At 41.1% G+C, this 14,556-nt stretch carries 17 protein-coding genes, 1 tRNA gene and 1 pseudogene; 16 read left to right on the forward strand and 3 right to left on the reverse strand.

The features are described 5' to 3' along the window. Positions 1-8 precede the first annotated feature (8 nt). From IQ276_RS10860 to IQ276_RS10870, 3 genes are all read left to right on the forward strand, one after another. On the forward strand, positions 9-713 hold the full coding sequence (locus IQ276_RS10860; protein ID WP_190882619.1) for a C40 family peptidase: 705 nt from the start codon (positions 9-11) through the stop codon (positions 711-713). Between the two features lie 14 nt (positions 714-727). Next, on the forward strand, positions 728-1,732 hold the full coding sequence (locus IQ276_RS10865) for a glycosyltransferase family 2 protein (protein WP_190882620.1): 1,005 nt from the start codon (positions 728-730) through the stop codon (positions 1,730-1,732). 146 nt (positions 1,733-1,878) lie between these two features. Next, positions 1,879-3,105, forward strand: coding sequence for an MFS transporter (locus IQ276_RS10870; protein WP_193922305.1), 1,227 nt, complete (start codon positions 1,879-1,881; stop codon positions 3,103-3,105). Between the two features lie 51 nt (positions 3,106-3,156). Here IQ276_RS10870 and IQ276_RS10875 read toward each other — a convergent pair. Further along, positions 3,157-3,230 (reverse strand) — tRNA-Arg (locus tag IQ276_RS10875). A gap of 33 nt (positions 3,231-3,263) precedes the next feature. Between IQ276_RS10875 and moaC the strand changes: the two genes are divergently transcribed. Next, positions 3,264-3,773, forward strand: a complete 510-nt coding sequence (moaC, locus tag IQ276_RS10880) for a cyclic pyranopterin monophosphate synthase MoaC (RefSeq protein ID WP_193922303.1) — start codon at positions 3,264-3,266, stop codon at positions 3,771-3,773. A 1-nt stretch (position 3,774) separates the two neighbouring features. Here the strand turns inward: moaC and IQ276_RS10885 are convergent, their stop codons facing one another. Further along, entirely contained in the window at positions 3,775-3,972 is a 198-nt protein-coding gene (locus IQ276_RS10885) for a DUF2795 domain-containing protein (protein ID WP_193922301.1), read from the reverse strand. Between the two features lie 330 nt (positions 3,973-4,302). Continuing rightward, positions 4,303-4,968, reverse strand: a complete 666-nt coding sequence (locus tag IQ276_RS10890; protein ID WP_235115582.1) for a Uma2 family endonuclease — start codon at positions 4,966-4,968, stop codon at positions 4,303-4,305. 278 nt (positions 4,969-5,246) lie between these two features. On the opposite strand from IQ276_RS10890, the gene IQ276_RS10895 reads away from it, so the two are divergent. The 12 genes and pseudogenes from IQ276_RS10895 (at position 5,247) to IQ276_RS10950 (ending at position 14,550) form a co-directional block, all read left to right on the forward strand. Beyond that, on the forward strand, positions 5,247-5,504 hold the full coding sequence (locus IQ276_RS10895) for a hypothetical protein (protein ID WP_190878168.1): 258 nt from the start codon (positions 5,247-5,249) through the stop codon (positions 5,502-5,504). 120 nt (positions 5,505-5,624) lie between these two features. After that, positions 5,625-5,933, forward strand: a complete 309-nt coding sequence (locus IQ276_RS10900; RefSeq protein WP_190878166.1) for a DUF3181 family protein — start codon at positions 5,625-5,627, stop codon at positions 5,931-5,933. Between the two features lie 133 nt (positions 5,934-6,066). After that, positions 6,067-6,282: an acetyltransferase gene (locus tag IQ276_RS10905; protein ID WP_193925882.1), complete on the forward strand. Its 216-nt coding sequence runs from the start codon at positions 6,067-6,069 to the stop codon at positions 6,280-6,282. A gap of 596 nt (positions 6,283-6,878) precedes the next feature. Next, positions 6,879-7,364, forward strand: a complete 486-nt coding sequence (locus IQ276_RS10910; protein ID WP_190878162.1) for a hypothetical protein — start codon at positions 6,879-6,881, stop codon at positions 7,362-7,364. 226 nt (positions 7,365-7,590) lie between these two features. After that, a pseudogene (locus IQ276_RS41255) lies at positions 7,591-7,680 on the forward strand (DUF6464 family protein); the annotation flags it as partial. Positions 7,681-7,813: 133 nt separating this feature from the next. Further along, complete coding sequence (locus tag IQ276_RS10920) at positions 7,814-9,244, forward strand: IS4 family transposase (protein ID WP_193925515.1); 1,431 nt, start codon at positions 7,814-7,816, stop codon at positions 9,242-9,244. Between the two features lie 71 nt (positions 9,245-9,315). After that, positions 9,316-9,717 (forward strand): hypothetical protein, encoded by a 402-nt coding sequence (locus tag IQ276_RS10925; protein ID WP_193925513.1) that lies wholly within the window; start codon positions 9,316-9,318, stop codon positions 9,715-9,717. Between the two features lie 3 nt (positions 9,718-9,720). Beyond that, positions 9,721-10,020, forward strand: coding sequence for a DUF6464 family protein (locus tag IQ276_RS10930; protein WP_193919236.1), 300 nt, complete (start codon positions 9,721-9,723; stop codon positions 10,018-10,020). A gap of 582 nt (positions 10,021-10,602) precedes the next feature. Beyond that, a complete protein-coding gene (locus tag IQ276_RS10935; protein WP_193919238.1) occupies positions 10,603-11,853 on the forward strand; it encodes an ABC transporter substrate-binding protein in 1,251 nt (416 codons plus the stop codon). Between the two features lie 7 nt (positions 11,854-11,860). Then, on the forward strand, positions 11,861-12,811 hold the full coding sequence (locus tag IQ276_RS10940) for a branched-chain amino acid ABC transporter permease (protein WP_190878157.1): 951 nt from the start codon (positions 11,861-11,863) through the stop codon (positions 12,809-12,811). Between the two features lie 14 nt (positions 12,812-12,825). Beyond that, complete coding sequence (locus tag IQ276_RS10945; protein ID WP_193919240.1) at positions 12,826-13,428, forward strand: Uma2 family endonuclease; 603 nt, start codon at positions 12,826-12,828, stop codon at positions 13,426-13,428. 159 nt (positions 13,429-13,587) lie between these two features. After that, positions 13,588-14,550: a branched-chain amino acid ABC transporter permease gene (locus IQ276_RS10950; protein ID WP_193919241.1), complete on the forward strand. Its 963-nt coding sequence runs from the start codon at positions 13,588-13,590 to the stop codon at positions 14,548-14,550. The last annotated feature ends 6 nt before the right edge of the window (positions 14,551-14,556 follow it).

Raw genomic sequence — 14,556 nt, forward strand, 5'->3', positions numbered from 1 at the left:
CTTGAATAATGTCCTTTAATCTAAAATCCCAAATCCAAAATCTAAAATCAGGAGAGTATCAGTGTCTAGCTGACTTGAACTTATACGATTCTCCTGAGTGTACCCGCTTAGCAACTCAAGCCGCATCTGGGCGACATTTATGGGTAACATCAAATCATCAGAATTCGGCGGTTGAGGTGTATTTGCGTGAAGATGACTATCCGGGATGGGTATCTTTTTCAGATTTGGGTGTATTACAACCTGCTACTGTACTTTATCAGGCTGCAACATTTTCTGAATCTGAAATTCAAAAACTGCTCGCAGAGGTTATCGATTTTACCCAAAAAGCGATGCAACAATCAAATTATTACCTTTGGGGTGGTACCGTAGCGCCAAATTATGATTGTTCGGGGTTAATGCAAGCGGCGTTTGCTTCGGTGGGTGTTTGGTTACCGAGAGATGCTTATCAACAGGAAGGATTTACTCAACCAATTACCATTGCAGAATTAGCAGCTGGGGATCTGGTATTTTTTGGAACTAGTCAAAAAGCAACCCATGTGGGGCTTTATTTGGCGGATGGTTATTACATTCATAGTTCTGGGAAGGAACAGGGACGCAATGGAATTGGGATTGATATTCTTTCGGAACAGGGGGATGCTGTTAGTCAGTCGTACTATCAGCAGCTGCGAGGTGCTGGTAGAGTTTTTAAAAGTTACGAACCACAGAGACGCTGAGGACACAGAGGAATATGGGGAGTGGGTTGGTTTATGAAGGGTTGAATGGGGCGATTTCGGCAATTGTCCCAGATGTTTCGGTGGTGGTGCCGATACATAATGAAGTGGAAAGTTTACCGTTTTTATTAGAGGCGATCGCATCTACATTATCTTCTAGTCAGATAAGTTATGAAATCATTTGTGTAGACGATGGTTCTACGGATGGTTCCGGGAAATTTCTCAAGGAAGAAGCGCAAACCCGTTCTGATTTAAAGGCGGTGATTTTGCGTCGCAACTACGGCCAAACTGCGGCTATGGCTGCTGGATTTCATTATGCACTAGGTAAAGCGATCGTTTCTTTGGATGCTGACTTGCAAAATGACCCAGCTGATATTCCGATGTTATTGGCTAAGCTGGATGAAGGTTACGATTTGGTGAGTGGTTGGCGACAAAAACGCCAAGATGGTGCGGTAAATCGCTTACTTCCTTCTAAAATTGCTAACTGGCTAATTCGCAGCACCACTAGCGTGAATATTCATGACTATGGTTGTTCGCTCAAAGCTTATCGTGCAGAACTCTTAGCAGATATGAACCTCTACGGGGAATTACATCGGTTTTTACCTGCTTTGGCATATATTGAAGGAGCGAGAATTACTGAAATGCCCGTGCGTCATCACGCCCGCCGCTTTGGTAGCAGTAAGTATGGAATTTGGCGAACTTTTCGGGTGTTGATGGATTTGTTAACCATTTTGTTTATGAAAAAGTTCCTCACACGCCCGATGCATGTTTTTGGGCTGTTGGGCTTGATTTCAATGGTTTCGGGGACGGTAATCGGCATTTATTTGACGTTCATCAAATTAGCTTTCGGTGAGATGATTGGCAATCGCCCTTTACTGATTTTGGCAGTTCTGTTGCTTGTAACTGGAGTGCAGTTGTTTTGCTTTGGCCTTTTAGCAGAATTGCTCATGCGTACATATCATGAATCCCAAGGACGGCCTATCTATCGCGTGCGAGAGGTGGTAGCAAAAAAGGTTAACTAACGTAACAATAGTAATGGTTTGTCATTAGTCATTGGTCATTGGTCATTAGTAAATAGTTAAGAGTAAATATTGGTTGACTCTAAACAAAAGACTAAGGAAAAATGACAAATGACAAATAACAAAAAACTCATTAAATTGCATCTACCTTGAAACTATTTAATACCTTTGACACCGAACTGCGGTACAACCTGCTGATTTTATTTACAGCAGGTTTATTATTCTGGTCGAGCTTGACTTCGCTCTTACCAACTCTACCGCTTTATTTTGAGTATGTGGGCGCAACTAAGCAAGAAATCGGGATTGTAGCGGGCAGTTTTGCCGTTGGTTTATTGCTAACTCGGCCGATGCTGGGACGATTAGCTGATGAACGTGGTCGAAAATTTGTCTTGTTGATTGGTACGATAGTAGCTGCGATCGCACCTTTTGGTTATTTGGCAACTCAATCCATTGGGCTATTGATCTTGGTGCGGATTTTTCACGGTGTTAGCATTGCCGCTTTTACCACTGGCTACAGTGCGTTAGTTGCAGATTTAGCTCCACCGGAAAAACGTGGTGAAATCATTGGTTACATGACTCTAGCAACTCCCATTGGTTTAGCAATTGGCCCTGCCTTGGGAAGCTATTTAGAAGCTACAACTGGTTACGGGGTGTTGTTTCTATTTGCTGCTGAGTTGGGTTTTGTCGCTCTCTTGGCAATTGTACAAGTCACGAATCCACCAATACAGACAACAGAGCAAACTCAAGACAATAATCAGAAGTTTTGGCAAATTCTCAGTAGTCCACGGGTGAGAGTTCCGACTTTAATAATGTTGCTGGTTGGTTTATCTGCGGGTACTGTACATACTTTTGTGTCGTTGTTCATCAAATCAACTCAGATAGATTTTAATGGTGGGTTATTTTTTACAGTTGGGGCAATTGCTAGTTTTAGTATCAGGGTATTGGCTGGTAAGGCCAGCGATCGCCTCGGTCGTGGTTTGTTTATCACCATTGGTATAATTTGTTATACTCTGGCGTTGATACTGCTGTGGCAGGCTCAGAGTGTAAGTAGTTTTTTACTGGCGGCGATTTTTGAAGGTGCTGGTGGTGGTACAGTTATACCGATGACTGTGACGATGATGGCAGACCGATCGCTCCCACAAGAACGGGGGCGAGTTTTTGCTATCTGCGTAACTGGGTTTGACCTGGGAATTGCGATCGCTGCTCCTCTTTTGGGTTCCATTGCAGAAGTTGTAGGCTATCGCAATATGTTTGGCTATGGTGCTGTGATAACTTCTCTGGCACTTGTGATTTTCTTCACCAAGTCCAGCAAAGATATCTCTAATTCCTTGCGCTTTGCACTAGGTCGCGCTCCAGATACATACGCTTTAAAGTAAGTTAGAAGTTAACAGCTAGGAGCTTAATTCCTAACTGCTAACTTCAAAAAACGGGCGAGGAGGGATTCGAACCCCCGACACCGTGGTCCGTAGCCACGTGCTCTAGTCCACTGAGCTACACGCCCTTGACAAGAAACTATATTAACACTTCTCACTAAATGACGCAAGATAATTTTCCATCTAATTTTGGCAACTTAACCCACCTAGATGATCGAGGACAAGCACAGATGGTGGATGTGTCTGAAAAAGCACCCACGATCCGCCAAGCAGTAGCCGCTGCCAAGGTGCGGATGCTGCCGACAACCTTTGCTGCAATTCAAGCCGGAAATGTGCCAAAAGGCGATGTGTTGGGGACTGTGAGGTTGGCTGGCATTATGGCGGCGAAGCAAACATCTGCCTTAATTCCCTTATGTCATCCGTTACCTTTGCAAAAAATTGCGATCGAGGTTACACCCGATCCCGAACTACCTGGTTATGAAATTCAAGCCACAGTCAAAACCAAAGCTGAAACCGGGGTAGAGATGGAAGCTTTAACTGCCGTTTCTATTGCGGCTTTAACTTTATACGATATGGCCAAAGCTTTGGAAAAGTCGATTCAAATTGAATCAATTCGGTTAATCAGTAAAAGTGGCGGGAAATCAGGAGATTATTCCCCGCCAGGGCAATAATTTACGTTATCTCACCTAAAGCTTTATTCAGATCCGTGGGGCTTTCAAACTCTTTGTCTCCTGGCACTTTCTCTAACAAAGAGATAATCTCCTTATCTGCTCCGTGCTTTTTAGCGTGTTGAATCAAATCTTGCCTTTTAGCAGGATAGTCAACACCTTTCAAGTGTTTTTGGATTTCAACTGGGTTTGCCTTAGCCATTTTTGTCCACCTCTAAAGATTATTCCCATCTTCACAAGTGGATATATTTGCTCCCTCTATCAAACAGATGAATCATTTGTAACTTAAAAAATGCAAAGGTCATCCACTGGGTTGATGAATCATTTATGGGGCATGGGGAGTTAGGAGTTAGGAGTTAGGAGTTAGGAGTTAGGAGTTAGGAGTTAGGAGTTAGGAGTTAGGAGTTAGGAGTTAGGAGTTAGGAGTTAGGAGTTAGGAGTTTGGAATTACCTCCTCTGTCCCAATCTCCTCATCTCCTCCCTCATCCCCCTCATCTCCCTCATCCCCCTCATCTCCCCCAACCCAGCCGATTCATGGAAGGTTGTCAGGGTCGATGCCAAGACTACGTAAGTGTGCTGCCAATTGTTCGGTGCGTAGGCGTTCTTGTTCCAATAAGAACTCAGCCTGTTGTGCGCGTTCATTGAGTTCCAGGGTGTTCAAAAATTTTCGTCCATCTGGATGGTAAATTACTAACTCTCCCTGCCCAGTTTCAAATTTAATTCCCAAGCGGGGACTCATCCAACCATCCATTTGCCATAGTTTATTTAAATGGTTATTTTGCCGCAACCAACCATCTAATTGAAAACTTTCAGGGTCGTATAAGTAATATTCCTCAACACCATAAGTATCGTAAAACTCTAGCTTGCGATCCATTTCCTTGGTATCGTTGCTATGGGAAAGAATCTCAAAGACTACTTGGGGTGAAATATTGTCTTCTTGCCACTGACGATAGGAACGACGTTTGCCTTTTGGTCTGCCGAAGATAACCATGACATCAGGTGCAGTTGGCGTAATCAACTGGGAACGGACGGGATACCAAAGCAAATCTCCTACAATCAAAACATTATTATTATTCGCAAATAGAATCTCCAAATTCTCCTTGATCAAGACAATCCAACGATACTGTTCTGTGTTTTCTGCCATTGGTTTGCCATCGCTGTCTGGATAGAGGAGGTCAGAGTCTATTTGCCCAAACATAGTCATAGGATTTAAAAGAGCTAATCTTAACCTTCAATTTCGATTATGACTGCTTTCTGAGGAAGGATAGCAACCAATACTGCGTAGGTTTTGGAATTTCTTGGTTGAGGCAAGCAGGGGGAGCAGGGGGAGAAATGGGGGCTGGCGTTGAGTTTTGCCTCCCCTGCTTCCCCTGCTTCCCCTGCCTCCCCTGCTTATCCGAGCAGTATTGGGATAGCAACGACATACCCAAAAACCTTAGAATGAGTAGGGTGTATTTAAATCTGTAACAAATATTTATGCCTCCTCGTTGGCCTCGCAAACCCGATCGCAATGACCCAGAGTATCGCAAAATCGATGACCGGATGAATTTTGCCGTGCATGTGGCGATCGCTGCTACTATCAATTCTGGATTGTGGTTCTTCCACATCTTGAAAGGCACTAGCTGGGAGTGGCTGCCCTGGTTGACTGTCAGTTGGTTAGTGATATTGTTGGTGCATCTAATTTATATTAGTGCGATCGCCAACTACACCGAAACTCCACCCAAATCCACCTGAAGATGGACTACTGATGCTAGGGCGATTGTAACCTGTGGCAGTGGAATCAGCCTCGTTAATTGAGCAATAATGTAAATAAGCCTGAAATTTCGCGCTCTTTCTCAATATAGGGTTATTTTTATGGCTAAGACTAACACCGCAGAACTACTTGAAGCCCTAGCAGCTGAAATTGGTGAAAACGTCTATATAGACGTTGCCAAATGGCATCTTTATTTATCTAATGCCAAACTGCATACACTTGTTGCCGAACAACTATATCCTTTAATTACTTCCAACACTGTAAGTGAAGACCGAGTTACACAAGTCTTGCAATCAATTACAGTAAAAATTGGTGGCGGCAAACGTGAACTGCCTTTAATCGATTTCCTGCCGTTGCAATGCCAGGTCAACTTAGTAGATATTTTGGAAAAATATCAACGCGAAATTTAATCGCTAAAACCAAAATTCTATTTTAGAAAAACAGAATTCAGAATTCAGAATTCAGAATAAATTCTGTAAGTTGGGCGAGTTTATATTGAGATTCGCTGAAAGTTTTAATGCAAACTTATTGAGGATTAGTTATATGCTGTTACAACTCAAAGGTACTAGTGATTTGGTAAAAATTCTGGAAATTGAAGAATTACTCGACCCTAATAGTGATGTTGTTCATGGACAAGACCAAGAAGGTCAAGAAGAACAGGAACCTGATACTTTTAAAAAAGAAAATCTCGTTTTTCCTTCTGGTGAAGATTTACCACGCTGTTGGTTAGATGCCCATTACCGAACTGCCAATGCTTAATTACAGTAGAATTCAGCTATTCTGAATTCAGGAGTAAAATAGCGACAGATGAGTAGGTTAGAACGGAGTGAAATGCAACATATACACGATTGTGAGATGTTAGCTTTCGTACCTGAATCCAACCTACATCTGTAGCTAAAATCCAAAATCCAAAATGGTATAACCCAACATCAAAAATCCGTGTTTTTGTTGGATGTAATTAACGGAAGATAATAGAAAAGAACCTTAAACAAAAGTTACTGCTCAGATCCCCGACTTCTTGAAGAAGTCGGGGATCTGAATTTTCACGTATTAAACCTCATATAGGACTTACGCACTGTACAAATGCATCGTGATGTGAATTAACTATGCTCCCGGTTGTTTCAGGCTTTTGTTAATTATCCTGCGATGCCTACGGCGGTAAACTACGTAAATAGACCATGTTGTAGGGGCACAGCAATGCTGTGCCCTTACGAAAGATGTGGTTTTTAACCTTGCCCATATTTGGCATTTCTTGTCAATGCGTAAGTCCTATCATATACAAAACATTTATAGTACATATATACTATTTTGCTGTTAAAATGCCTTACAAGTCAGCTAGCGTTGCTTGAGGTAGTATGAAAAAAATCCCAGACAGCTACAAACAGCGTATTTCAGTCAAAGTTTCACTGTTGCAACCGACACCTGTGACTACTGCCATAGTGCCATTGCAACCACAAGAGGAAAAAATCATCGGTGAGGAGGAGCGTTTAATTGCACAAGTCGAACGCGTCAACCGAATGGCAGGGGAGCTAGAAGCAGCGATACTGGAGTTGAAGGCAATAACTAACGCACTGATCAAGCCCAAGCCATGCAAAAATATTTGTCAGTATTTGGCAGTTAGCGTCCCTTGGGTAAGACAAAAATCAGACCAGTCTTTTATTTTGACAACGCGAAGAGTTGATTTATTTCGAGCAGAAAGGGAAGCAGCACTGCTAGCACAGCAACTGCGTCAGCAAACCAACAAAAAAAGATTAGCGTCCCAGCGACATAGAAAAAACAAGGATGGGACTGAGGCTGATACAAAACGATTCTTCAAAAAGCCATTAGTCAACAAATCTTAAAGCGATCGCCATTTAAAGGTAACCCACCTCTGAGGTTGTAACAGTTATGCTGATTGAAGTGGTAGAAGGAGCATATTCTCTTTCATTGCCAGCTACCACAAGACAATTGCTAATTGCCACAAAAATTGGTAGTAATTGGCACATTTGCCCTCAGATTTGCACTTATGTAAAACCAGAATGCAACATCAGGGACGATCGATCAGCGCTCAAAAGGGGTAAAAAGAAGGTGTTAAAGACACTTTTAGTGATTGCCGTTGGTTTTTTACCGTCCCTGTTTTCTCTGTGGGTGATCCGCAAAACGCGATCGCGATCGCGCTTACCTGACTTTTCACGGGATGTGGAAAAGGGGATTGGTTCGCGATAGCTGGTCGCGAACCAATCCTCTGGACTTAAGATAATTTGCGTCCTCTAATATTAAGGTGCTTGTAGTATCGTATTTTGGGGTGCAAATGAAACTATTAGAAGCAAACCCGTACCGCGATTGTGATTTTGGTGACAAACGTCTGACCGACAGAGCAGTGTTAATTGCGGAGGCTTTAAAAGTAAAATATGGTCATCCTCTATCAGAAATATTTCAAAGCGCTAGTGACCTCAAACGTGGCTACGAATTCTTTTCTAACCCCAAAACAACTTTTGAGAAATTGACCCAACCATCTTTTAAACAGACGGCACAAGAGATTTATGGCATACCAATAGTATTAGCGGTAGGAGATACTACTTATCTGGATTATAAAAAAATATTAGAAAAAAGAGATGATTATGGGCCTACGGGCAATGGTGGGAACGGACTAATTTTACATAGTTCTTTAGCACTAGACCCAGACTTTGGTCAGCCACTAGGACTATTATGGGAGAAATTGTGGCATCGACAGCACAAAGCATCTCCACCACCAGAGGAAACATCTACGGCAAAAAAAAAGCGATTAAAAAAAGAACGTTTAATCGCCAAGAATAGAGCTTTTAAAGAGAAAGAATCTTATCGATGGGTTGAAGTTTTTCAGAAAGTAAACAAATTATTTAAAGGTTTAGAAATGCCTGATGGGGGACTACTCTCAAGAGTAATTCATGTCTTTGACCGTGAAGGAGATATTGCAGAAGTATTCGCACTTCAACGTAAAAATAAAAATACAGGTGTAGTTGTCAGAGCCGCTCACAATCGTTGTTTAGAAGGAGAAAACTCTTATCTATGGGAGTATGTAACATCCCAGAAAGTGCAGTTTATAAAAGAGATTGAATTACCTGAAACTAAAAAGCGAAAAGAAAGAACTGCCACCTTGGAGATCAGGTATTGTCCAGTATCAATAAATCCTCCTTCTCGGTTAAAAAAGTCAGGCAATTTTAACGTTTACGCGCTCTTTGCAACAGAAATTAATGTGCCAGATGGATGTGAGCCAATTACGTGGATGCTACTGACAAGCGAGTTAATAACAACACAGACAGAAGCATCTCAAATTCTTCGATGGTATACGTATCGCTGGCGGATAGAAGAATATCACAAAATACTAAAATCTGGCTGTAAAGCGGAAAGTTACCGCTTGGCAGGGGAGAGTATGTCAACAATGTTAGGTTTTTTAACAGTGATTGCGGCACAATTACTGCGAATGACTTATCTACACCGGAATTCCCCGCACAGTTCAGCAGAATTGGTGTTAACAAAAATACAAATGGACGTGCTACTTGCTAGTACTCCACCCAAACAAAAAAAGCAGATACAGCTTACAGTTGACTGGGCAATTAGAGCAATTGCACGTCTCGGCGGATACTTAGAACATAGGAAGAATAGCCCTATTGGGATACAAGTTTTGTGGCGAGGCTGGTTGGAATTAGAAACTTTATGCCAAGGTTGGTTGCTACATGAAAATCTAAAATCAATATATTGATTTTAGTTACTCGCCTTTGTTAGGAGGAATATGGTTCGCGACAACAAGTCGCGAATCTAGGAGTTAATTTGATGTCGAAAGACCGAAAAACCATAGCCCAAGAGGATTTACACAAGCGTATAGATTTTGTGATCTCGATGAAGGAGCGTCTGGAACTTGAAGTAGCTGCCATACACGACTCAACGCCTGTTGCGCCACCTAGTTGTAGAATCGCTCGTTACCTAGCAAAGGGGCGTAAAGAATTTTATTGGTACTATAAACTACATGCTACAACACCAATATTTACGACTCGAAATGATGGCAAGCTATCCAAGTACAAGCATTTAGGTAAGGCTGGTAGTCAAGCCTACATAGATGCCATTGAACAAATTACTGCAAGGACTAAAATTGAAGCTTTAGATCGTTCAATTGAGACTCTCAAACAGGGTTTAAAAGATTTAGTCGAAGAAACTTCCAAATATAATAAAGAATAACAAGTGGTTCGCGATAGATTATCGCGAACTACTCTTTCTTTTCCACATCCCGTGAAAAGTCAGTCGCGCTTACGGATGAGACAAGCAGCCATGAATTTTCCCAGGATGCGGGAAGGGCGAAACTTCACATCACCAGAGGGCGATCGCTATTATTTAGAAGGGGTGGGTTACCTGATTGGCGACATCAGCTGCAAGTTTAATGCGCGATCTGGCTATATCCGCTGTGCTGTGAATCCTGACGGGCCATGTAACGGTTGTCGTCACTACGAGCCAAAAGAATTAGCTGGTGAAAAAAAGGCGTAGGAATTCAGAACAGACATCTGGTGAAATTAAATATGCGTTGCCCAAAAGCCTTGATAGGGGGGTTCGCAATACGGTTCGGTTAAGATTTTTTGATGAAAATTCTAGATCCAAAGACGCGATAAATCGCCGTCAAGACGAAAGATTGATCCTTGTAGAGACGGCGATTTATCGCGTCTGGTGCCTTAACCGAACCGTATTGGGCGCGTTCGCTCTTAGCGTTACCGTTGGCGTAGCGTCTCCGTCAGGAGAAGGTTACCGCCGTTCGCCTTTACCTCATTTTCACCATTAGTACCACATTCCCAAATTGAACCTGGGAATGATAAAATCATTGCCTACTATAATATTTGTATTTACAAACACTTTGAATATTTGTCTTTGTATGGTCAAATAAAAATGATTTAATATACAGCAGATTTCAACTTTGTGAGGTACACAACTTGGTTTAGTAGCTAGACATCAAGCCTGTTTTACTTCTGAATTCTGCTTTAATTCTTGCAAAACTGTAAATTTGCCTCATATTGTTTGCAGATTCTAATCTTTACAATTTTGCAAACTATCTAATAACTACATGATTATTTAACGATGAAAAAAACTTTTTCTGGGATAACAGCATTATTATCAACTTGCACTTTGCTACTGACGGGCTGCGGTGGTGATAGTTCCACTGTGAAAAGTTCTCCAAGTAGTAGTCCACCGACTACTGCAACTGAGGCCGCAGCAACCACGGGTACATTATCGGGTGCGATTCCCATCGGTATTGCCGTTGCCCAAACTAGCAATGTGGCATTATTGGGTCAAGAACAAGTGGCTGGAGTCAAAATTGCCGAGAAGTATTTCAATGCTAAAGGTGGTGTCAACGGCACTCCAATTAAATTGGTGTTTCAAGATACTAGCGGTGATGAAGCAGGAGCAATTAACGCTGTTCAAACTTTAATTAATAAAGATAAAGTCATTGGTATTGTTGGCCCAACTTTATCACAGCAAGCCTTTAGTGCTGACCCGGTTGCCGAGCGTGCGAAAGTACCAATAATTGGGCCATCAAATACTGCGAAAAATGTTCCTGAAATTGGTGATTATGTTGCTCGTGTTTCCGCACCAGTTTCTGTTGTCGCTCCTAATTCGGTGAAAGCTGCACTCAAACAAAACCCCCAAATTAAAAAAGTCGCAGTTTTCTATGCTCAAAATGATGCATTTAGCAAGTCAGAAACGGAGATTTTCCAGGAAACAGTTAAGGATCAAGGACTGGAATTAGTAACAGTCCAAAAGTTCCAAACCAGTGATACAGATTTTCAAAGCCAAGCTACCAATGCGATTAATCTTAAACCAGATTTAGTGATTATTTCTGGCTTGGCTGCTGATGGTGGTAATTTGGTGCGACAATTGCGGGAACTGGGTTATAAAGGTTTAATTGTTGGTGGTAATGGTCTAAATACATCGAATATATTGCCAGTTTGTAAGGCACTTTGTGATGGCGTATTGATTGCCCAAGCTTATAGTCCAGAACATCCAGGAGAAATTAACGCGGCATTTCGCAAAGCCTATACTCAGGAATATAAGAAAGAACCACCCCAATTTAGTGCCCAAGCTTTTGCAGCAGTGCAGGTTTATGTTGAAGCACTTCAAGCTTTAGATAAAAAGAGCAAAGTTAATAAATTACAAATACCAGAATTACGGACGCAATTAAATCAACAGATACTTAGCGGAACATACAATACCCCGCTGGGTGAAATTGGTTTCACTCCGGTGGGTGAGGTTGTGCAAAAAGATTTCTATGTAGCCCAAATCAAAATGGAAAAAGATGGAAGTCAAGGTAAATTTACATTTTTGAAATAATTGCTACATGAATATCAGTCTATTGTTGCAGCAATTATTAAATGGCTTATCCATTGGCAGTGTATATGCAATTTTTGCTTTAGGATATACCTTGGTTTATTCTATTTTGGGCATCATTAATTTAGCTCATGGGGCGATTTTCACCTTGGGTGCATATTTCACCTATACACTCATGGGTGGTAGCTTTGGATTTAACGGCTTATTAGCTAATGCAGCCTTGCCGATAAAATTACCATTTGCTATAGCCTTGATTTTAGGAAGTAGCTTGGCGGGATTGGTAGGGGTGGTGATGGAACGAGTTGCTTTTCAACCTCTGCGGCGTCAAGGATCTGATCCTTTGCTAACTGTTGTTTCCAGCTTGGGCGTAGCAGTGGTAATTGTGAATTTAATCCAATATTTAGTAGGCGCAGAAAGTTACACTTATCCAGCAAATACTTATGGGAATTTACCACCTTCTATTAACTTTGGTACTCAAGAACAGGAAATTCCCATTCGCACCGTTCAAATCATAATTTTTGCTGTATCAGTGGTGATTGTGGCAATTCTCAGCTATTTTATCAATCGCACTAAATATGGTAAAGCAATGCAGGCGATCGCGGAAGATCCAACCACTGCTAGTTTATTAGGAATTAATAGCGATCGCTTTATCATTTTAACATTCTTCATCAGCAGTTTTTTAGCAGGATTAGCGGGAACTTTAGTTGCTTCTAGTGTTAGTATTGCTGGCCCTTATTTCGGCATTGCCTTTGGTTTGAGAGGTTTAGCGGTGATTGTCTTGGGTGGTTTGGGTAGTATTCCCGGCGCAGTTTTAGGAGGATTACTCATTGGATTAGTTGAAGCTTTCGTGCCAGCGGAATATTCCGGTTACAAAGATGCTGTCGCCTATGGAATATTATTTATCATGTTGTTAGTTAGACCCCAAGGCTTGCTAGGACGGCGATTTATTCAGAAAGTTTAAAGAGACATAGCGCTATGAAAACATACACCAAACAAAAATTAACTTTCGATGATTTTTTGGAACAGTGTCCAGAGTCAGGTTTATATGAACTTGTGGATGGAGAAATTGTAGAAGTGCGTGCAACTAGAAATCATAATGATGTCGCTGATTTTATATTGTTTGCTTTCAAAGATGAAATTAAACGTCTAAATCTGAATTACGTAGTAAAAAACACAGCAGTTTTGAAAACTATAACCACCAATGGAATAGAACAAGGGCGCAAGCCTGATGTTAGTGTAATAGATAAAGATGTATGGCGCTCAAATCGTTCTGCTTATTCTGCACTTGAAGAATCCATTCAGTTAGCTATAGAAGTAACATCAACTAATTGGGAAGATGACTACATTGATAAATTAGATGAATATCAACGGTTAGGTATTACAGAATATTGGATTATAGATTATTTGGCAATTGGTTCAAGGGAGTATTTGGGAAATCCAAAAGTTCCGACTGTGTTTGTTTTTCTCCTAAATGCTGAGGGGAAATACCAATGTACACACTTTCGAGGTTCCGAACGAATCGTGTCACGAACTTTTCCTGAACTGGCGCTGACAGCAGAGCAAATATTAACAGCTTGAAAAAGAATACAGAATTCAGAATTCAGAATTAATTAGTCGAGAATTCAGACCCACCAATCATTGTAGACCACAAAATTGAAAATTTCCTGTGAAACTTAAAGCCTTTTACTTCTGACTTCTGACTCCTGACTTCTGACTCCTTAATCAAAATATTTTACAATGGCTGAATTTTTTTCCACTTATGAATCACCAATAGTCTACATGGTATTGGAGGCTTTATTAGGATTATCGCTTTATTTACCACTGATGGCTGGACAATTGTCTTTGGCTAGTCCTGGATTTTATGCTTTAGGCGGATATATTGCAGCAATTTTATCGACAAAAGTTTTCCCATCTAGTAATAATTTATTTCCGATTCCATTACTTTTATTGGAGATGTTGATTGCTGGTTTAATTTCCAGTATATTGGCTGTAATAGTCGGAATTCCGGCATTGCGGTTGCGGGGAATTTATTTAGCGATCGCCACTATCGCTTTTGTAGAAGTATTGCGAGTTGTATCCTTAAATCTAGATATTACAGGCGGTGCCGTCGGGATTTTTGGTATTCCTCAACCATTCCAAAGCCAACTTGAATATTTGTGGATTGCTTTACCATTACTATTAATTAGTATGGTATTATTTTACCGTTTAGAACGCATTCGCACAGGTAGGGCATTCATCGCCATCCGCGAAGATGAATTAGCTGCCAGTGCAATGGGAATTAAGCCCACTTACTACAAAGTTTTAGCCTTTACTCTCGGAGCCATTCTTGCCGGCATTGTAGGTGTAATCAGCGCTCATTTTCTCAATACATGGAATGCTCGACAAGGTACTTTTGATGCCAGTATTACCTATTTAACGATTGTGTTAATTGGTGGTTCTAGAACTTTTTTAGGTTCTGTGGTAGGTGCGATTGTCCTGAAAGTTTTATTAGAAATTATTTTGCGAAGAGTTGCTGATATAGCGGGTTTACCCACTTGGTTAGCCCAATTTTTACGCGATGGTAGATTAATTATTTATGGTTTATTAATAGTCTTAGGAACTATATTCTTTCCCCAAGGATTTGTAACTCCAGATATTTTGAAAAAGCTTAAAAGTCAATTAAGAAAATTAATTTTAAAAACATCAAGACAGACAAATTAATAAACA

Origin of the sequence: Desmonostoc muscorum LEGE 12446, assembly GCF_015207005.2 — a bacterium.
Lineage (GTDB): Bacteria > Cyanobacteriota > Cyanobacteriia > Cyanobacteriales > Nostocaceae > Nostoc > Nostoc muscorum.

Bases quoted from the DNA above. Each gene is read 5' to 3' on its own strand.
- moaC (WP_193922303.1), top strand. From the start codon at position 3,264: ATGACGCAAGATAATTTTCCATCTAATTTTGGCAACTTAACCCACCTA.
- IQ276_RS10905 (WP_193925882.1), top strand. From the start codon at position 6,067: ATGCTGTTACAACTCAAAGGTACTAGTGATTTGGTAAAAATTCTGGAA.
- IQ276_RS10945 (WP_193919240.1), top strand. From the start codon at position 12,826: ATGAAAACATACACCAAACAAAAATTAACTTTCGATGATTTTTTGGAA.
- IQ276_RS10885 (WP_193922301.1), bottom strand. From the start codon at position 3,972: ATGGCTAAGGCAAACCCAGTTGAAATCCAAAAACACTTGAAAGGTGTT.
- IQ276_RS10860 (WP_190882619.1), top strand. From the start codon at position 9: ATGTCCTTTAATCTAAAATCCCAAATCCAAAATCTAAAATCAGGAGAG.
- IQ276_RS10900 (WP_190878166.1), top strand. From the start codon at position 5,625: ATGGCTAAGACTAACACCGCAGAACTACTTGAAGCCCTAGCAGCTGAA.
- IQ276_RS10865 (WP_190882620.1), top strand. From the start codon at position 728: ATGGGGAGTGGGTTGGTTTATGAAGGGTTGAATGGGGCGATTTCGGCA.
- IQ276_RS10950 (WP_193919241.1), top strand. From the start codon at position 13,588: ATGGCTGAATTTTTTTCCACTTATGAATCACCAATAGTCTACATGGTA.
- IQ276_RS10925 (WP_193925513.1), top strand. From the start codon at position 9,316: ATGTCGAAAGACCGAAAAACCATAGCCCAAGAGGATTTACACAAGCGT.
- IQ276_RS10910 (WP_190878162.1), top strand. From the start codon at position 6,879: ATGAAAAAAATCCCAGACAGCTACAAACAGCGTATTTCAGTCAAAGTT.
- IQ276_RS10890 (WP_235115582.1), bottom strand. From the start codon at position 4,968: ATGTTTGGGCAAATAGACTCTGACCTCCTCTATCCAGACAGCGATGGC.
- IQ276_RS10935 (WP_193919238.1), top strand. From the start codon at position 10,603: ATGAAAAAAACTTTTTCTGGGATAACAGCATTATTATCAACTTGCACT.
- IQ276_RS10895 (WP_190878168.1), top strand. From the start codon at position 5,247: ATGCCTCCTCGTTGGCCTCGCAAACCCGATCGCAATGACCCAGAGTAT.
- IQ276_RS10920 (WP_193925515.1), top strand. From the start codon at position 7,814: ATGAAACTATTAGAAGCAAACCCGTACCGCGATTGTGATTTTGGTGAC.
- IQ276_RS10940 (WP_190878157.1), top strand. From the start codon at position 11,861: ATGAATATCAGTCTATTGTTGCAGCAATTATTAAATGGCTTATCCATT.